The 16,833-nt window shown below is 64.8% G+C and carries 18 protein-coding genes; 8 read left to right on the forward strand and 10 right to left on the reverse strand.

The features are described from left to right. A partial coding sequence (gene thrS, locus VMR39_RS29205) for a threonine--tRNA ligase (RefSeq protein ID WP_325422032.1) occupies positions 1-1,860 on the reverse strand: 1,860 nt, incomplete at its 3' end. 175 nt (positions 1,861-2,035) lie between these two features. Here thrS and VMR39_RS29210 point away from each other — a divergent pair. From VMR39_RS29210 to VMR39_RS29225, 4 genes are all read left to right on the forward strand, one after another. Next, a complete protein-coding gene (locus VMR39_RS29210) occupies positions 2,036-2,473 on the forward strand; it encodes a biopolymer transporter ExbD (RefSeq protein WP_325421849.1) in 438 nt (145 codons plus the stop codon). A gap of 58 nt (positions 2,474-2,531) precedes the next feature. Continuing rightward, a complete protein-coding gene (locus tag VMR39_RS29215; protein ID WP_325421851.1) occupies positions 2,532-3,614 on the forward strand; it encodes a YjgN family protein in 1,083 nt (360 codons plus the stop codon). Between the two features lie 3 nt (positions 3,615-3,617). After that, entirely contained in the window at positions 3,618-4,697 is a 1,080-nt protein-coding gene (locus VMR39_RS29220) for a M48 family metallopeptidase (RefSeq protein WP_325421853.1), read from the forward strand. A gap of 65 nt (positions 4,698-4,762) precedes the next feature. Further along, on the forward strand, positions 4,763-4,942 hold the full coding sequence (locus VMR39_RS29225; RefSeq protein ID WP_325421855.1) for a hypothetical protein: 180 nt from the start codon (positions 4,763-4,765) through the stop codon (positions 4,940-4,942). Positions 4,943-4,944: 2 nt separating this feature from the next. Here the strand turns inward: VMR39_RS29225 and VMR39_RS29230 are convergent, their stop codons facing one another. Genes VMR39_RS29230 through VMR39_RS29260 form a run of 7 tightly spaced genes read right to left on the reverse strand, consistent with a single transcriptional unit; the run spans position 4,945 to position 10,509 of the window. Then, positions 4,945-5,310, reverse strand: coding sequence for a DsrE family protein (locus VMR39_RS29230; protein ID WP_325421857.1), 366 nt, complete (start codon positions 5,308-5,310; stop codon positions 4,945-4,947). Continuing rightward, positions 5,298-6,065, reverse strand: coding sequence for a HesA/MoeB/ThiF family protein (locus VMR39_RS29235; protein WP_325421859.1), 768 nt, complete (start codon positions 6,063-6,065; stop codon positions 5,298-5,300). Before VMR39_RS29235 ends, VMR39_RS29230 begins: the two co-directional genes overlap by 13 nt. After that, entirely contained in the window at positions 6,062-6,538 is a 477-nt protein-coding gene (locus VMR39_RS29240) for a hypothetical protein (RefSeq protein ID WP_325421861.1), read from the reverse strand. The genes VMR39_RS29235 and VMR39_RS29240 overlap by 4 nt, the downstream gene beginning before the upstream one ends. Before the next feature lie 4 nt (positions 6,539-6,542). Continuing rightward, positions 6,543-6,998 (reverse strand): dUTP diphosphatase, encoded by a 456-nt coding sequence (dut, locus tag VMR39_RS29245; RefSeq protein ID WP_325421864.1) that lies wholly within the window; start codon positions 6,996-6,998, stop codon positions 6,543-6,545. Beyond that, positions 6,973-8,232 (reverse strand): bifunctional phosphopantothenoylcysteine decarboxylase/phosphopantothenate--cysteine ligase CoaBC, encoded by a 1,260-nt coding sequence (coaBC, locus tag VMR39_RS29250; RefSeq protein ID WP_325421866.1) that lies wholly within the window; start codon positions 8,230-8,232, stop codon positions 6,973-6,975. The genes dut and coaBC overlap by 26 nt, the downstream gene beginning before the upstream one ends. Further along, the gene (ubiB, locus tag VMR39_RS29255) at positions 8,229-9,770 is read right to left on the reverse strand and encodes a 2-polyprenylphenol 6-hydroxylase (protein ID WP_325421868.1); all 1,542 of its coding nucleotides are present in this window, start codon (positions 9,768-9,770) and stop codon (positions 8,229-8,231) included. The genes coaBC and ubiB overlap by 4 nt, the downstream gene beginning before the upstream one ends. A 7-nt stretch (positions 9,771-9,777) precedes the next feature. Then, positions 9,778-10,509, reverse strand: a complete 732-nt coding sequence (locus VMR39_RS29260) for a class I SAM-dependent methyltransferase (RefSeq protein WP_325421870.1) — start codon at positions 10,507-10,509, stop codon at positions 9,778-9,780. 116 nt (positions 10,510-10,625) lie between these two features. On the opposite strand from VMR39_RS29260, the gene mutM reads away from it, so the two are divergent. The 4 genes from mutM (at position 10,626) to VMR39_RS29280 (ending at position 14,280) form a co-directional block, all read left to right on the forward strand. After that, positions 10,626-11,438 carry a bifunctional DNA-formamidopyrimidine glycosylase/DNA-(apurinic or apyrimidinic site) lyase gene (gene mutM, locus VMR39_RS29265; protein WP_325421872.1) on the forward strand — a complete coding sequence of 271 codons (813 nt, stop codon included), beginning with the start codon at positions 10,626-10,628 and terminating at the stop codon, positions 11,436-11,438. Between the two features lie 116 nt (positions 11,439-11,554). Then, positions 11,555-11,818 carry a 30S ribosomal protein S20 gene (gene rpsT, locus VMR39_RS29270; protein ID WP_179042194.1) on the forward strand — a complete coding sequence of 88 codons (264 nt, stop codon included), beginning with the start codon at positions 11,555-11,557 and terminating at the stop codon, positions 11,816-11,818. Positions 11,819-12,228: 410 nt separating this feature from the next. Then, positions 12,229-13,629, forward strand: coding sequence for a chromosomal replication initiator protein DnaA (dnaA, locus tag VMR39_RS29275; protein ID WP_325421874.1), 1,401 nt, complete (start codon positions 12,229-12,231; stop codon positions 13,627-13,629). Between the two features lie 42 nt (positions 13,630-13,671). Then, entirely contained in the window at positions 13,672-14,280 is a 609-nt protein-coding gene (locus VMR39_RS29280) for a peptidylprolyl isomerase (RefSeq protein ID WP_325421876.1), read from the forward strand. Between the two features lie 6 nt (positions 14,281-14,286). On the opposite strand, the gene VMR39_RS29285 is transcribed toward VMR39_RS29280, so the two are convergent. After that, positions 14,287-15,519 carry a dicarboxylate/amino acid:cation symporter gene (locus VMR39_RS29285; RefSeq protein ID WP_325421878.1) on the reverse strand — a complete coding sequence of 411 codons (1,233 nt, stop codon included), beginning with the start codon at positions 15,517-15,519 and terminating at the stop codon, positions 14,287-14,289. 87 nt (positions 15,520-15,606) lie between these two features. Continuing rightward, positions 15,607-16,824 (reverse strand): penicillin-binding protein activator, encoded by a 1,218-nt coding sequence (locus VMR39_RS29290; RefSeq protein ID WP_414712618.1) that lies wholly within the window; start codon positions 16,822-16,824, stop codon positions 15,607-15,609. Between the last annotated feature and the right edge of the window lie 9 nt (positions 16,825-16,833).

Genomic DNA, 16,833 nt, shown 5'->3' on the forward strand with positions numbered 1-16,833 from the left:
GCGGCCCACGACCAGAAGATTCGGCACCTTTCCAAGGCTATGCTCGCGCACCTTGTAGTTGATCTTCTCGTTGCGGACGTCGAGTTCGGCGCGGATGCCGGCGGCGCGCAGCTTTTCCACCGCCGCCTTGGCGTAGTCGTCGGCGTCGGACACGATGGTCGCGACCACCGCCTGTACCGGGGCCAGCCACAGCGGGAATTTCCCGGCATAATGTTCGATCAGGATGCCGATGAAGCGTTCATAGCTGCCGAAGATGGCGCGATGGAGCATGACCGGGCGGTGCCGCTCGCCATCCTCGCCGATATAGCTGGCGTCGAGTCGTTCGGGCAGCACGCGGTCCGACTGGATCGTGCCGACCTGCCAGGTACGGCCGATCGCGTCGGTCAGATGCCATTCCAGCTTGGGCGCGTAGAAGGCGCCTTCGCCCGGCAATTCTTCCCAGCCATATTCCGGCGTGTTGAGGCCCGCGGCGGCAACCGCATTGCGCAGCTCGGTTTCCGCCATGTCCCACATTTCCTCGGTGCCGAAGCGCTTTTCGGGGCGCAGCGCCAGCTTGATCGAGTAGGTGAAGCCGAAATCCTTGTAGATGCGGTCGGCCAGCGCACAGAAGGCGCGGACTTCCTCGACGATCTGGTCCTCGCGGCAGAAGATGTGCGCATCGTCCTGGGTGAACTGGCGAACGCGCATCAGACCGTGCAGCGCGCCATGCGGCTCGTTGCGGTGGCAGCAGCCATTTTCGTAGAAGCGCAGCGGCAGGTCGCGATAGCTTTTGATCCCCTGGCGGAAGATCAGGACGTGTGCCGGGCAGTTCATGGGTTTGAGCGCCATCCAGTCGGCATCGTCCGACACCAGCGGACCTTCATCCGCGACGTTCGGCACTTCATCGGGGATCACGAACATATTCTCGCGATATTTGCCCCAGTGACCGGACTGTTCCCACTGGCGGGCGTCCATCACCTGCGGGGTCTTGACCTCGCGATAGCCGGCCGCGTCGATGGCGCGTCGCATATAGGCTTCCAGTTCGCGCCAGATGAGATAGCCCTTGGGGTGCCAGAAGACCGATCCATGCGCTTCCTGCTGAAGGTGGAACAGGTCCATCTCCGCGCCCAGTTTGCGATGGTCGCGCTTGCCTGCTTCTTCGAGGCGCGTGAGATGCTCGGCCAGCTGCTTCTTGTTGAGCCAGCCGGTGCCGTAAATGCGGGACAGCATCGCATTCTTCTGATCGCCGCGCCAGTAAGCGCCCGACACGCGGGTCAGCTTGAAGGCGGCCGGGTCCAGCTTGCCCGTGGAAGCAAGGTGCGGGCCGCGGCACATGTCGTACCAGCCGTCGCCCGAATGATAGACGGTCAGTTCCTCACCCTGCGGCAGTTCGGCGGCCCACTGCGCCTTGAACGTCTCGCCGGCGGCTTCCCACTGGGCGATCAGCGTGTCGCGGGCGATGACTTCGCGGCGCAGCGGCTTGTTGGCGGCGATGATCTTGCGCATCTCCGCCTCGATCGCGGGCAGGTCTTCCTCGGTAAAGGGCCGCTCTGCCGGCGCGAAGTCGTAGTAGAAGCCGTCGTCCGTCGACGGGCCGAAAGTGATCTGCGTGCCGGGGAACAGCGCCTGTACCGCTTCGGCCAGAACATGGGCGAAGTCGTGGCGCGCCAGTTCGAGCGCGTCAGCCTCATCCTTTGCCGTCACGAGCGCGAGCTGCGAATCCTGCTCCAGCGGGCGGCCGATGTCGCGCAGTTCGCCATCGACGCGCGCGGCGATGGCGGCCTTGGCCAGACCCGGCCCGATTGCCGCCGCAATGTCTGCCGGGGTAGTGCCGGGCGCGACTTCACGCACGGAACCATCGGGCAGGGTGATCTTGAGCATGGCGGACACGGGGAGTCTTTCTGTGAAATTTTCAGGTTGCGCGGCCCGAAAAAGCCGCCCCTTCCCCTTAAATGGGCCGCCCGCACTGTCAATAGAAGGCCACTTGCCAAGTTTCCCTGCCGCGTGCATGTTTTATGTGCTGATATATCATATTCTCAGGTTCAGGAGGGACTTTATGGCTTTGAGCTTCGCAAGACCCCAATCGGGCGAACAGGGTGCCCCCATGGTGGATATGAACACGACGCCGCTGATCGACGTGATGCTGGTGCTGCTGATCATGTTCATCATCACCATCCCGATCCAGACGCATAGCGTGGGCGTGGACCTGCCCCAGACGCCGATCGAAACGAATCTGCCGCGCCCCGATCCGGTGAAGAACAAGGTGACGATCGACGCCAGCGGCGTGATCCGCTGGAACGGCGCGGCGGTCGATCGGCTGACGCTGCGCCAATATCTGGCCGCATCGCTCCGGCTGCCGGTCGAACCGGAGCTTCAGTTCCAGCCGGATGCCGCCGCCCGCTACGTCACCGTCGATGAGGTGTTGGCGGACATCAAGCGGTCGGGGGTGACCAAGCTGGGGTTCATCGGCAATGAGCAATATCGATCCTTCTGACTTGACCGACGCTTCGACCAATGTCTTCTTTTCTCCGGGGCTTATGGGGGACATTGACATGGACGAAGCGGAAGTCGGACGGGACGGCTTCGCCTTTGAAGGCGACTGGCGCGATTATGCGCCGATCGCCTTTACCAATTTGCTGCTGACGATCGTGACGCTGGGCGTTTATCGCTTCTGGGCGACGACGCGGACGCGGCGCTATCTGTGGGCCAATACCCGCTTCATCGACGATCGGCTGGAATGGACGGGGACGGGCAAGGAATTGTTCGTCGGCTTCCTGATGGTCATTATTTTGATCGGCCTGCCCTTCCTCTTCATCCAGTTCGGCGCGCAGGCGCTGGTCTTGCAAGGGCGCGCCGGGCTGGCCGGAATATTGACGATGCTCGCCTTCCTTGTGATCTTCTACATGGCAGGCCTCGCGCGCTTCCGGGCGCTGCGCTATCGGCTCAGCCGCACCTGGTGGCACGGCATCCGCGGCGGCAGCGACGATCCGGGCTTCGGCTATGGCGCCTCCTATATGTGGAAGAGTTTCGTCGGCAGCCTGGCGCTGGGCCTGCTCATCCCCTGGTCGATGATGTCGCTGTGGAACGAGCGCTGGAACAGGATGAGCTTCGGGCCGCACATGTTCCAGTCGGCAGGCGATTATCGGCCGACCTTCAAGCGCTTCCTGCTTTTCTACCTGCTGCCTTTCGTGCTGGTCGCCATCGGTGCCTTTGCCGCGATCTGGATATTCCCGATGATGCCACGGCTTGAGCAAGGAACGCCGCCGCCGGCCGGTGCGATCCTGTTGATTGCGCTGATTCCGATCAGCTTCTATCTGGTGCTCGGTCTGATCGCGCTTGCCTTCTACGCCAAATTCTTCCGTGTCGCAGTCGATGGGCTGTCGCTGTCGGGCCTGAATTTTCATTTCTACGCCAGCACGAAGCAATGGCTTCAGTTGTTTCTGGGCGACATTGCGCTGGTCATCTGCACGCTGGGGATCGGGGCGATCTTCCTGCAATATCGGCACTGGAAATTCTTCATCACCCATATGGGCGTGACCGGCGAGATCCTTACCGACGAACTGACCCAGTCGCAGACGAAGACCGCGCGCCATGGCGAAGGGCTGCTCGATGCGCTGGACGTGGGCGCCTTCTGAGCCATGAGCGACTTTCGCCTCTGGCATTATGACGGTCGGACGGCGGTACGGCGGCATGTCCTGCTGGTCGGCATCGGCGACGGGCGGTTCCGGCTGGAGGAGCCGGAAAGCGGCTGGGCCGGGGAGCCGGTCGCCTGGTCGGAACTCACGATGATCGGCACCGAAGGTGGACGCACCGCCTTCGGTCATCGCGATTTGGCCGGCTGGCGCATGGGCTTTTCCGGCGAAGCGCCGCCGGAGATTGCCGGCCAATTGCCCCAGGGCGAGCGTTATGGCCGCTGGATCGACCGCTTCGGTTTCTGGCCGGCGGCGGGGGGCTTCACGGTTGTTGCTGCGCTGGTGATCTGGGGCGTCGCCGAAGCCCCCGGCGTCGTCGCGCCGATGATCCCCAGAGCATGGGAGAACCGGATGGGCGACGCGATGGTCGGCGATTTTGGTGGCCGCTTCTGCCGCACCCCGGCGGGTGACTCCGCGCTTCGCAGCCTGGTGGCGCGGATCGATCCCGAAGGGGAGGCGCGTGAGGTCGCGCTGGCCAACATCCCGCTGGTCAATGCCGTGACTCTGCCGGGCGGGCGGATCATCCTGTTCGACGGACTGGTGCAGCAGGCCGGATCGCCCGACGAGGTGGCGGGTGTGCTGGGCCATGAGCTGGGCCATGTGCGGCATCGTGACACGCTGACCAGTCTGGTCCGGCAACTGGGCCTCAGCGTCGTGCTGGGTGGCTTTGGCGGGAATGCGGGCGGCTATCTGAACGGCGTTCTGTCGCTCAGCTATGGACGCGATGCGGAAAGCGCGGCGGACAGCGTCGCCATCGGACAGATGCGCGCCGCCGCCATCTCGCCCGCCGGCACCGCCGCCTTCTTCGAGCGCATGGGAGGGAAGGGTGAAGCGGGTAGCGCCGAGCAGGCGATGACATGGCTGTCGTCCCATCCTCTTTCAGTCGACCGCCGCAGGCGATTCGAGCAGGCGGTGGCGAAGGACGCACGCTATCGTCCCGCACTGGACGCGACGCAGTGGCAGGCCTTGCGCAGCGCTTGCAAGGCCGATCCCAAGGTCGCGAAGCCATGGGGGCAGAGCTTCTGACCGCAACCGCCTTGCCGGGGGCGTGCGGAACCGGTAGTTTCCTGCGCCGAAAGGAGGCTGGCACGATGAAGGCGATGCGTTACGCGCTGACCGCGCTGCTTTGCTATGCCGCCTTCTGGGGCGCGGCGCATGTCGGCATGCTGCCCGTGCTGCGTGCCGATACCTTGCCCGAAGTCTCGGCGCAGGCGATGCCCGGTGCAGAAACATCGCGCCAGATCTGGCGCTACCTGCCCATTATTCGTTGAACTCAGGCGAAAAGAAGCCGCGCGTCGTCGCCTGTCTGCTGGAGAAAGCCGACTGGTCCGCCGACCTCGACGCCGGCGGGCAGCCTGTCGATCGTCAATCCCGCCAGCGCCATGCCGCTCTGGCAGGCGATGATCGCAACCCCCAGGCCTAACGCCTCCTCGACCAGCGCAGCCAAATTCGGCAGTCCCGCCGCCCGATGCGCGTCATCGCGTGGTCCCGCGATCGGCGCACGCAGCAGCGTCACCGCGTCGAGTTGCAGGAAGAGCGCTGCGTCCGCGCCAAGCGCGGCCTGCGCCGCTGCCAGCACTAATGCGGCGCGAAGCCGTTCCGCCTCCGCCGTCGCGACGACTATTCTCAGGGCTCGCATAGTTCCGGCGTGCAGCCGGGACAGGCGGGGTCTTTCGCCACGTCCAATGTGCGAAAGCGCATGGAAAGGAGATCGGCGATCAGCAGCTTGCCCGCCATGTCGGTGCCGAAGGGCACAAGCGCGCGGATCACCTCCAGCGCGGCGAGACTGCCCATCGCGCCGGTCAGCGCACCGATCACGCCGGTTTCCGCGCAGTTTCGCTCCGGCGCATCTTCCGGCGCACCGACCAGGCAGCGATAGCAGGGTTTGTTGCCATCCCAGCCGCGATAGGTAGCAAGCTGCCCCTCGAACGGCCCGACCGCCGCCGATACCAGCGGAATGCGCAGCCGCTGCGCCGCATCCGCAACCGCCAGGCGCGTGTCGAAATTGTCGCAGCCATCCAGCACGACATCGGCTTCGCGCAGGATCAGGTCCGCATTGGTCCCGTCGATTCTGGCGTTGATCGGGATCAGCTTCACGTCCGGGTTGATCCGTGCCACCGCCGCCATCGCCGCCTCGGCCTTCGGCGTGTCGATATCGGGGGTACCGAACAGGATCTGGCGTTGCAGGTTGGACAGCGCCACCGTGTCATGATCGATCACGCGGATCGTGCCGACGCCGGCCGCCGCGAGGTAGAGGATTGCCGGACTGCCGATGCCGCCCGCGCCGATCACCGCGACGTCTGCGCCGAGCAGCCGCGCCTGACCTGCCCCGCCAATCTCCTTGAGGACGATATGCCGGGCATAGCGTTCAAGCTGGTCGTCGGTCAGCGTCACGGTGCGTCCGACCAGAGGAAGCGGACTTGCGAACGCATCCACACCGGAGCCGTTGGATCATTGTCGTACGGAGATTTGCGCACCGTACCCAAGGTACGACCATCCACTGCCACAGGTTCCACCACGGCTTTGCCTTTAGGGAATGAATTCCTGAGCGTGCCAAGGATGCGGTTGCTCACGAACTTTTCCACCTCGGGGCAGCGGACGTTGACCGGCGCGATCTTCAGCGGCCTGCCGTCACTCGACAGCAGGAACAGCATGTCGATCTCCAGCAGCTGCGATCCTTCATGATTGACCGCGCCGCTGCATTCGCCGCGACGGTAAAGGCGGGCGACATCCTCCGACCAGCGCGGCGAAATCTTTCGGCCCAGCCAGCCGTCGATGACGGGGACGCTGCCCAGATCCTGCGGCATGGGCGGGGCGGTTGCCGCCTCCGGAGCCATAGCCAGCATCAGCGAAAGCAGCATCGTCATCGCATCACACTCCTGTCGAACCGAACCCGCCCTGTCCGCGTGCGGTATCGTCCAGACTATCGACTTCCGCGAAGCTGGCAAGTTGCACCGGTGCCACCACCAATTGCGCGATGCGATCGCCGCGCGCGATGGGGAAGGGCTGGTCGCCATGGTTGATCAGCAGCACCTTCAACTCGCCCCGATAGTCGGCGTCGATCGTGCCGGGGGTGTTGGGCAGGGTAATGCCATGCTTGAGCGCGAGGCCGGAACGGGGGCGCACCTGAATCTCATAGCCTTCGGGAATCGCCACGGCAAAACCGGTCGCCACCGGGTGCCGCGCGCCGGGATTCAGCACCATCTCCTCGGCCGACACCACGTCCATGCCCGCCGCATGGGCGGTGGCATAGGCCGGCACCGGCAGTCCCTCGCCATGGGGTAGACGCTTGAGCTTGATTTCAATCGGGGCGAGAGGAGAGGGCATTGGCTACCTTTTCGATGAGTTTGTCGGCGACCTGTCCCTTGGGCAGGACAGGCCAGGATTCGATGCCGGCGGGGCTGACGATCTGCACGGCATTGGCATCGCCGCCCATGACGTCACCGGACACGTCATTGGCGATGATCCAGTCCGCGCCTTTCTTCGCGAGCTTGGCCTGCGCATGCTCGGCAATTTTCTGTGTTTCGGCGGCAAAGCCGACGAGCAAAGCCGGGCGCTGCGCATGACGACCGAGCGTCGCAAGGATATCGGGGTTCTCGACCAGAGCGAGCGGGGCGGGCTGGCCCGATCCGTCCTTCTTCAGCTTCTGATCGGCGGCATCGGCGGTGCGCCAGTCGGCGACGGCCGCGACCATGATCGCAGCGTCCGCAGGAAGGGCGTCTTCGACGGCGGACAACATTTGCCGGGCGGTTTCCACATCGATCCGGTCCACGCCCGCGGGCGTAGGCAGATGCACCGGGCCAGCAATCAAAGTGACGCGAGCGCCGGCCCGCGCGGCTGCGGCGGCAATGGCGAAGCCCTGCTTGCCCGACGAACGATTGGCGATGTAGCGCACCGGATCGATCGGTTCATGCGTCGGGCCGGCGGTGATCAGGATATGGCGTCCTTTCAAGATGCCGTTCGGTTCGAGCGTGTCGAGAACCGGTTGCGCGAGATACTTCTCGACTTCGCTCGAAGCGAACGGAACTTGGAGCAGCCGCCCGATCTCCGCCGCGATCGCCTCCGGTTCCGGCAGCCGCCCCTTGCCATATTCGCCGCACGCCATCTCGCCATCGTCCGGCTCCATGACATGCACGCCATCGGCGCGTAGCTGGGCCAGGTTCCGCCGGGTCGCCGCATGATGCCACATTCGGACATTCATCGCCGGGACCGCCAGCACCGGCTTGTCGGTCGCGAGCAGCAGCGTCGTTGCCAGATTGTCGGCAATGCCGCTCGCCATCTTGGCGAGGATATTGGCCGTCGCGGGCGCAACCACGACCAGATCGGCCTGACGCGACAGCTGGATATGTCCGATCTCGCGTTCTTCCTTCAGGTCGAACATGTCGCCATAGACATGGTCCTCCGTCAGCACGCCCAGACTGAGCGGCGTCACGAACTGCGCCGCGCTTTCCGTCAGCACCGCCCGCACCGCAATCGCGCGCTTGCGGAGCAGGCGGACCAGTTCGAGCGACTTGTAGGCGGCGATACCGCCGGAGACGATGAGAAGGACGCGCTGTGTCATAGATGCAGATGTAGGAGCGCCGAGCCGAGCACGCCAGCGGCCGCGGCGATCGCCGCCACCGCCGCGTAGCGCCAGCCGCCGCCCACCCGTATCAGCTTCACCTCGGTCAGCGGGGGCGGGGGCGGGGCGCCGCCCTTTTCGGGGAAGGCTTCCTCGATCCGCTTGACCAGACCCGGCAGTCGCTGGAGCGTGCGCCAATTCTCGATCAGCGTGTCTGCGACCTTCGCCTCCGGCCCCAGCTCGTCGCGCAGCCAGCTCTTCACATAGGGGCCGCTTGTCTCCCACAGGTTGATGTCGGGGTCGAGCGCGGTGGCGACGCCCTCGACCATGACCATCGTCTTCTGGAGCAGCAGCAGGTGCGGCTGGGTCTGCATGTCGAAGTCGCGGGTGATGGCGAACAGGCCGTCCAGCATCCCGCCGACCGACAATTCGCGCACCGGCTTGCCGCGCATCGGTTCGCCGACGGCACGCAGCGCGGTGGCGAACTCCTCGACATTATGATGGCCGGGCACATATTGCGCCTCGAAGTGAATCTCTGCGACGCGCTTATAATTGCCGGTGATGAGGCCGTAGAGAATCTCCGCCAGCCACATGCGCGCGCGCCGGTCGATGCGGCCCATGATGCCGAAGTCGATCGCGACGATGTCGCCTTCCGCCGTCACGAACAGATTGCCCTGATGCATGTCGGCGTGGAAGAATCCCTCTGCGATCGCCTGCCGCAGGAAGGCATTGACCAGGCGCGCGGCCAAATCCTTCACATCATGGCCGGCCGCGATCAGGGCATCACGATCGGAGATCTTGATGCCGTCGACCCATTCCATCGTCATGACCTTGCCGGTCGTGCGGTCCCAGTCGATGGCGGGGATGCGATAGCCGGGCATCGCCTCCATCGCTTCGCTGAGTTCGGAGGCGGAGGCCGCCTCGCGCCGGAGGTCCAGCTCGCGCGCGGTCCAGCGCTTCATATTGGCGATGACGAGGCGCGGGCGCAGGCGGGCGAGTTCGCCGCCCAGTTGCTCGACATGGGCGGCCGCCCATTCATAGGTCTGGATGTCGCGGTTGAACTGATCGATCACGCCGGGGCGGATGATCTTGACCGCGACGTCGCGCCCGTCGGTGGTGATGGCGCGGTGAACCTGCGCTATCGACGCCGCGCCGACCGGTACTTCATCGAAGCGGCTGTAGATGGCATCGAGCGGGCGACCGAAGCTGGTTTCGATCTGCGCCCGGATCGTCTCGAACGGGACGGGGGGCAGGGCGTCCTGCAAGCGCAGCAGGTCATTAGCGGCATGATCGCCGACCAGATCGGGCCGGGTGGCGAGCGTCTGGCCCAGCTTGATCGCCGCCGGGCCGATCGATTGGAAGGCGTCGGCATAGCGGGGCTGTTTTGGCACGCGCGCGCCGAAACGGGCAACGCGCACCAGGCGGCGGACCGGCGAGGGGGTCAGCGGATCGCGTTCGATGCCCGTAAGTGCGCCATGCCGCGCCAGCGTGCGGCCCCATTTCACGAGGCGCCAGAGATGCGTGATGTGAGCGGTCATGCGGGCTTCAGATCTTCCACCCGCTGTGAATCGCGACCAGCCCGCCCAGGATCGGCTCGACCTTCGTGTTCACGAAACCGGCCTCGCGGATCATGCTCTCGAACTTCGGCATGGGCGGAAAGCGGCGGATTGATTCGATCAGGTAGCGATAGCTGTCCGCGTCATTTGCGAACAGCTTGCCAAGGTGCGGCACCAGCTTGTGCGAATAGACGTCATAGACGTCCGAAAAGCCCGGCCAGGTGGTGGTGGAAAATTCCAGGCAGAAGAAACGCCCGCCGAACTTCAGCACCCGGTTCGCCTCGCGTAGCGCCTGGTCGATATGGGTGACGTTGCGGATGCCGAAGGCGATCGTATAGGCGTCGAACTCGCGGTCGCCGAAGGTCAGCGTCTCCGCATTCTGCTCTGACCAGATCAGGCCGTCATACCCCTTCTTCTGGGCCCGCTCGACGCCAACGGCCAGCATTTCGGGATTGATGTCCGACACGGTGACATGCGCGCCATGCCGGTGCATCCGGAACGCGATGTCGCCGGTGCCGCCGGCCATGTCGAGAATCTGCTCGCCTGCGCGCGGCTTCACCCGGCGCACAAACTGATCCTTCCACAGGCGATGCGCGCCGCCCGACATGGCGTCGTTCATCAGATCATATTTGGCCGCGACATTGGAAAAGACCGCGCGGACCATGCCCGCCTTTTCAGCGGCATCGACGTCGCGATAACCGAAGGATGCTGTTTCGCTCATGATGAAGCGCTCTAGCCGCAGTTCCAACGCCATGCCAGCGTGAAGGAGCGGGGGACGATCAACTTCCTCCTTGTGCCCCCTGTTGCCTCTGCCCGTTCGCGCTTACATGGGAAGCCATGCCAGAACTTCCCGAAGTCGAAACCACCGTCGCTGGCCTTCGCACCGTCCTTCAAGGCAGCGTGTTGACGCGGGTGGAGCCGCGTCGCGCAGACCTGCGCTTTCCCATTCCGGTCGACCTGCGCCAGCGGCTGACCGGCGCGACCGTCACGGGCCTGTCCCGCCGCGCCAAATATGGCCTCATCGAAACCGATCGCGGCGACATGATGATCTTCCACCTCGGCATGTCGGGGCGTTGGCGAATCGATCCGGCGGAGATCGGCGCGCACGACCATCTGCTGCTGGAAACAGGGCACGGCCATCTTCTCTCGCTAAACGATCCGCGCCGGTTCGGATCGCTTGATCTGGTGCGGGCGGAGGCTTGGCAGGCCTATTCTCCTTTTACCCGTATGGGACCGGAGCCGCTGGGACCGGATTTCGACGCTGCGCGCCTCGCGGCGGCGCTGAAGGGCAAGGCGACCTCGATCAAGGCCGCGCTGCTCGATCAGCGGATCGTCGCGGGCCTTGGCAATATCTATGTGTGTGAGGCGCTCAACATGGCGGGCATCGCGCCGACTCGGCCTGCGGGCAAGATCAGTCGACCGCGCCTGACGCTGCTGGTGGAGGCGATTCGGGAGGTTTTGTCGGCAGCGATCGTTGCGGGCGGTTCAACGTTGCGCGACTATGCCCGGCCGGATGGAGAGCTGGGCTATTTCTCCAAACAATGGCGCGTCTACGGGCGCGAAGGCGGGCCGTGCCTGTGCGGCGGGACGGTCCAACGTCGGGTCGACGGCGGACGATCCACCTTCTTCTGCCCTAAATGCCAGAAATAGCGTGGCCCGAATCCGTTGACGCATGCCCCGATACTCTGTAAGGGGCGCACCTTCACGAGGCATGTCGGCAATTCGGCGGGCCTCTTCCCGAGATTTGACGAGAACCGAGGAATAGAATGGCCAATACGCCGCAAGCCAAGAAGCGCATCCGTCGCAACGAGCGTCGCGCCGCGATCAATGGCGCCCGCATCAGCCGGATCCGCACCCTGGTGAAGAAGGTGGAAGCCGCCATCACCGCCGGTGACAAGGCAGCCGCCGCCACGGCGCTGCAGACCGTTCAGCCCGAACTGGCTCGCGGCGTTGCCCGCGGCGTGCTGCACAAGAACACCGCAGCCCGCAAGTTCGGCCGCCTGACCAAGGCCGTCAGCGCGATCGCCTAAGCCTCTTCAAGGCTAACGAAAGATAAAAAGCCCGCTCCGGATCGCCGGAGCGGGCTTTTCGTCGTTCCTTCACATCTGTGTCATTTTTGAACATCCGCGCAATTCCCGCGATTCGACGCGCTGCACCCAAAAATCCTATTTTTAAGTTTATGAAAAATAATGATAATTTCGTGATCCGGGCTTTTCCGCGGGTTTGCTGAGTCAACGTCTTTATTTCATTTTTTTGAACCGGGTCGGCCTTGATCCGGTGAAGCGGCCCTGTCTATTTTGATCCTCCGGCCGCCAATCGAATCGATTTCCGGCGGCCGTCATTAGGTCAGACGATACAAGAAGACCGGGGAAGCACATGCTTTCCCGTATGGCCATGCTTGCGCCGTGTGAACCTGTGAGATCGGGGGGTCGACACAACAATGAAGGACAAGGCAGCAGTGGTTGGACGGCAGGCAATGGATATGCAGGATGCTTCCGGCCTGGAGTCTGCCTGGACTGCCATCCGCGCCGGCCTGCGCCGCGATCTGGGCGCGCGCTTGTTCGACCAGTGGCTGAAGCCTGCGCGCCTGGGCGACTACTGCCCCGAATCGCAGACGCTCGACCTGTTCGTGGCGACTGACTTCAGCGCCAATTTCGTGTCCGGCCAGTTTGGCGACCGCCTGCGCATGGCATGGCGCAGTGCCGGCGTCGGTGTACGGGAAGTGCGCGTCCGTCGCGCGCCCGACGCCACCGGCCCGCGCCTGCTGGAAGTCGTACAGGCAGAGTCGGCCACAGCAATGCCGGCTGAAACCCGGATCGCTTCCAATTTCCTGCCGCGCCATGGCTTTGTCGATTTCATCGTCGGCGAAACCAACCGGCTCGCCTTCTCCGCCGCGCAGGCGATGGCGGGTGAGGCGCAGCCCCGTTTCACGCCGCTCTTCATCCATGGCGCCACCGGTCAGGGCAAGACGCACCTGCTCCACGCAATCGCGGCCGCCTTCTCCGCCCATTCGCCGACAGAACCGGTACTCTACATGTCGGCAGAGCGCTTCATGGTCGAGTTCGTCAACGCCATGCGCGCCAACGAGACGATGGCGTTCAAGGCGCGTCTGCGCGCCGCCCGCCTGCTGCTGATCGACGATATCCAGTTCATCGCCGGCAAGGGGTCCACGCAGGAGGAGTTTCTCCACACGATCAACGACCTGATCGATACGGGCGCGCGAATCGTCGTGACCGCCGATCGGGCGCCGCAACTGCTCGAAGCGATCGACGCGCGGATTCTCTCGCGGCTTGCCGGTGGTCTGGTCGCGGACATTCGCCCAGCCGATCTCGACCTGCGCCTCGCCATCCTCGAATCGAAGCGCGCGGTCGCGGGCGATCCGCCGGTGCCCGATGCGGTGATCGACTTCCTGGCCCGCTCGATCCGCTCGAACGTGCGTGAGCTGGAAGGCGCCTTCAACAAGCTGGTCGCTTATGGCCAGCTGACCGGCCGTTCGATCGATCTCGACTTCGCGCAGCAGATGCTGGCCGACGCCGTGCGCGCCAATGCCCGCCGTATCACCGTGGACGAAATCCAGAAGGTCTGCGCCGCCCATTTCAAGATCGATCCGTCCGAAATGCGCTCCAAGCGTCGCGCACGCGCTGTCGCCCGTCCGCGCCAGGTGGCCATGTATCTCGCCAAGAAGATGACGCCCCGCTCGCTGCCGGAAATCGGCCGCATCTTCGGCGGGCGCGATCACAGCACTGTCATTCACGCGGTGAAGACGATCGAGGCGTTGCGCGAAAGCAATCCCGATATGGATGCCGACGTGCGTGCGCTGCTGCGCCAGCTGGAAGGCTGACGTCCCTCTGGCGTCTCTGCCATGATCGGTTAGGCTGGCGACATGATTCGCCAGCTTTTCCTTTTCCTCCTCGCCGCCCTGACCTTGTCCCCCGCATTTGCGCAGACCGAGCCGGTCGCATCCAATCCCGTTGACGTGCGTGTTGCGCTGGAAACCGACAAGGGCCGGATCGTCATCGCCGTCCATACGGACAAGGCACCGATCACGGCGGGCAACTTCCTCAAATATGTCGATCAGAAAAGGCTCGACGGCACCGCATTCTATCGTGGGGTCGGCGCGGCGGACTATGGTTTCGTGCAGGGCGGGGCGCAGAATGATCCAAAACGGATTCTAGCGCCCATCAAGCATGAGCCGACGACGCAGACCGGCCTCACCCATGATGACGGCGCGCTGTCGATGGCGCGCTATGCGCCGGGCAGTGCAACCGGCGATTTCTTTGTTGTGCTGGGCAAGATGCCCGCGATGGACGCGCATCCCGAAGCCGCCGGCGACAATGTCGGCTTTGCCGTCTTCGCCCATGTGGTCGAAGGGCTGGACGTGGTAAAGGCGATCCTGATCGCGCCCAAGTCCCCGACGAAGGGCGAAGGGGTGATGAAGGGACAGATGCTGGAAGCCCCGGTCAGGATCGTGACAGCGCGCCGGATTCCGTGATTACAATCAGTCGGACGTCATCCCCGCCCGATCGATGATCCGCGTCGTCGCCATGTCGGCGGTGACATTGCCCACGGTGCGGAAGATGTCAGGCACCGTCTCCACCGCCAGCAGCAGCGGCAGCGCCTCGACCGGCACGCCCATGGCGAGGCAGATGGGGCCGGTGGTGGTGAAATAGGTGATCTGGCCGGGCAGGCCCACCGCCGCCAGGCTGACGATCGCGGCGACCAGCACCCCCATGACGATCTGGGTCGGCCCCAGCGCCACGCCGTTCATTGCCGCCACATAGAGAGCGACGCCCAGATTGGCGGGCGGGCTGGTGATGCGGAAGAGCGAGATGGCGAGCGGCAGCACGACGCTGCGGCTGGTTTCGCGCACTTGCAGCGGCCCGTCGCACGCCTGGATCATCGCGGGCAGCGAGGCGATGGAGCTTTGCGTGGAAAAGGCGATGGCCTGCGCCGGGAAGGCCGCGCGGGCGAATCGACCGGGTGAAATCTTCCCCAGGATGATGACCAGCGGATAGACCAGCAGCGTCACCGTCAGGCAGATCAGCACGATGAAGCCGATATAGTGGAGCAGCGCGCCCGCCGTCGCGAGGCCCGACCGCGCGCCCGCGACCAGCGCCAATGCGAAGACACCGATCGGCGCCAGCCACAACACCCAGTTCACCACTACCAGCAGCGCGTCGGCGAGCGACTGGAACAGGCTGGTCAATTGCGCACGCCGCTCCTCCGCGATGCGGGTGACGGCAAAACCGAACACGAGCGCGAACAGCACCACCGCGACGACCTGTCCTTCCGCGGCGGATTTCAGCGGATTGACCGGGATGAAGCCGAGCAGCCATTCGGCCGAGGGGCGCACATCGGGGACTTCGGTGACAGGACCGGAACCCGCCAGTGCGCCGACCGCACCCGCGGGCACGGGCCAGAAATGCAGCATCAGTGGCCCGATCAGTGCCGCGACGCAGGAGGAGGCCAGCAGCAGGATGGCGAAAAGGCCAATGGAGCGCCCGGCCATGCCGCTGCTGCGCGCTGTGGTCGCCGCTTGGGCGATGCCGGTGACGAGCAGGGCGAAGATCAGGGGGATGAGCGGCATTTGCAGCCCGTTGAGCCAGGCCTTGCCGATCGGCTGGGCGACCGCGACCCAGTCTCCGGTCCAACTTCCGCCCCATTCGGCGAGCGCGATGCCGCTGGCTAGCCCCGCGACGAGGGCGATCAGGATGCGGACGGTCAAGGACATGGAGGGCGTTTCCTTTTGTTGGTCCGCTTCGCCAAAGGAAACGGACCAATCCAGTCTATGCCGCCATGTCCTTTGAAGGACAGGACATTATTCGCCAAAACCGCGCGGGGCGGCGTCGATGACGTTGATCGCGCCCGTGCCCACTTCGCTCACTTCCAGCGCGCGTTCGGCAACGCCGGTGCGGTTGAAGCGGAACGCGCCGTCGATGCCGGAAAAGCCGCCGGCATCACGCAACCGCGCATTGGGGAAGGGGGTGCCCGGCTTCCAGTCCTGCGCGATCCGTACCGTCAGCAGCACCGCGTCATAGCCGAGCGAGGAAAGGCGGAAGGGCGCATTGCCGTAGCGGGCGCGATATTTGGTCGCGAGCTGGCGATAGAGCGTGTCGGATACGCTGGCGAACCAGGCACCGCGCAGCACCGGCGTCGCCGCCAGCGCCGTGTCGGTATTCCACAGTTCGGTGCCCAGCAGCCGCGCCGTCGCGCCGCCATTCTTCCGCACGATCGGCGCGACCTGCAACGCCACCCGGCCGCTGTCGGCAATCAACAGCGCGTCATAGCTGGACGAGGCCTGCAACTTCTTGACTGCTGCCGTGATCGACGCGGGCGACCGGTCGAAGGTCTGCATCGACACCACCGTGCCGCCGGCCTGCTCGACCGCGCGCAGCATCGCATTGCCCGCGCGCTCGCCATAGGTGCCGCGCGGCACCAGAGCGCCGAAATTGCTCAGCCCCTTTTCGCGGGCGAAGCCGACCACGCGCTCGATCGACTGGTTGGGATTATAGCCCATGACGTAGATGCCGTTTCCGGCAATGCTGGCGTCATTGGAGAAACTGATGACGGGCACGTTAGCCCGTGCCGCGAGCGGGCCGATCACGCGGGCATCTTCCGCCAGCAAAGGCCCAAGGATCAGGCGGTTACCTTCGCCCAGAGCCTTGTTGACCGCCGCCGCCGCGCCCAGCGCCGTGTCATAGGTGGTGATGCGGACCTTGTCGGTTTTGGTGTCCATCAGTGCCAGCGTGGTGGCGTTGGCGATAGACTGGCCGACCCCGGCATTGGGACCGCTCATCGGCACCAGCAGCGCGACGCGATGCCGCGCGGTGTCGGTGGGCAGGCCTTGTGTCACGTCGGGGCCGGTCGGCTGGGTTGGGCCGGTGGGTGTCGTCGGCGCCGGCCCCTTGGGCACGATCGACTGACAGGCGGCGAGGAACAGGGCCGCCCCCATGAAGGCGATCCGCGCGCCCCTTTTCATTGCGGCGAACACAGGGGTGTGCCGGGGGGCTTGCCGGGCGGCATCCGTCTCTGTCATCTGGCGTCC

The organism is Sphingobium sp. (assembly GCF_035511395.1).
Classification (GTDB): Bacteria; Pseudomonadota; Alphaproteobacteria; order Sphingomonadales; family Sphingomonadaceae; genus Sphingobium.

What these genes read in the sequence shown, in the direction of transcription:
- VMR39_RS29210 (WP_325421849.1), top strand. Translation starts at nt 2,036, where the DNA reads ATGGCTTTGAGCTTCGCAAGACCCCAATCGGGCGAACAGGGTGCCCCC.
- VMR39_RS29215 (WP_325421851.1), top strand. Translation starts at nt 2,532, where the DNA reads ATGGACGAAGCGGAAGTCGGACGGGACGGCTTCGCCTTTGAAGGCGAC.
- VMR39_RS29220 (WP_325421853.1), top strand. Translation starts at nt 3,618, where the DNA reads ATGAGCGACTTTCGCCTCTGGCATTATGACGGTCGGACGGCGGTACGG.
- VMR39_RS29225 (WP_325421855.1), top strand. Translation starts at nt 4,763, where the DNA reads ATGAAGGCGATGCGTTACGCGCTGACCGCGCTGCTTTGCTATGCCGCC.
- VMR39_RS29230 (WP_325421857.1), bottom strand. Translation starts at nt 5,310, where the DNA reads ATGCGAGCCCTGAGAATAGTCGTCGCGACGGCGGAGGCGGAACGGCTT.
- VMR39_RS29240 (WP_325421861.1), bottom strand. Translation starts at nt 6,538, where the DNA reads ATGACGATGCTGCTTTCGCTGATGCTGGCTATGGCTCCGGAGGCGGCA.
- dut (WP_325421864.1), bottom strand. Translation starts at nt 6,998, where the DNA reads ATGCCCTCTCCTCTCGCCCCGATTGAAATCAAGCTCAAGCGTCTACCC.
- coaBC (WP_325421866.1), bottom strand. Translation starts at nt 8,232, where the DNA reads ATGACACAGCGCGTCCTTCTCATCGTCTCCGGCGGTATCGCCGCCTAC.
- ubiB (WP_325421868.1), bottom strand. Translation starts at nt 9,770, where the DNA reads ATGACCGCTCACATCACGCATCTCTGGCGCCTCGTGAAATGGGGCCGC.
- VMR39_RS29260 (WP_325421870.1), bottom strand. Translation starts at nt 10,509, where the DNA reads ATGAGCGAAACAGCATCCTTCGGTTATCGCGACGTCGATGCCGCTGAA.
- mutM (WP_325421872.1), top strand. Translation starts at nt 10,626, where the DNA reads ATGCCAGAACTTCCCGAAGTCGAAACCACCGTCGCTGGCCTTCGCACC.
- rpsT (WP_179042194.1), top strand. Translation starts at nt 11,555, where the DNA reads ATGGCCAATACGCCGCAAGCCAAGAAGCGCATCCGTCGCAACGAGCGT.
- dnaA (WP_325421874.1), top strand. Translation starts at nt 12,229, where the DNA reads ATGAAGGACAAGGCAGCAGTGGTTGGACGGCAGGCAATGGATATGCAG.
- VMR39_RS29280 (WP_325421876.1), top strand. Translation starts at nt 13,672, where the DNA reads ATGATTCGCCAGCTTTTCCTTTTCCTCCTCGCCGCCCTGACCTTGTCC.
- VMR39_RS29285 (WP_325421878.1), bottom strand. Translation starts at nt 15,519, where the DNA reads ATGTCCTTGACCGTCCGCATCCTGATCGCCCTCGTCGCGGGGCTAGCC.
- VMR39_RS29290 (WP_414712618.1), bottom strand. Translation starts at nt 16,824, where the DNA reads ATGACAGAGACGGATGCCGCCCGGCAAGCCCCCCGGCACACCCCTGTG.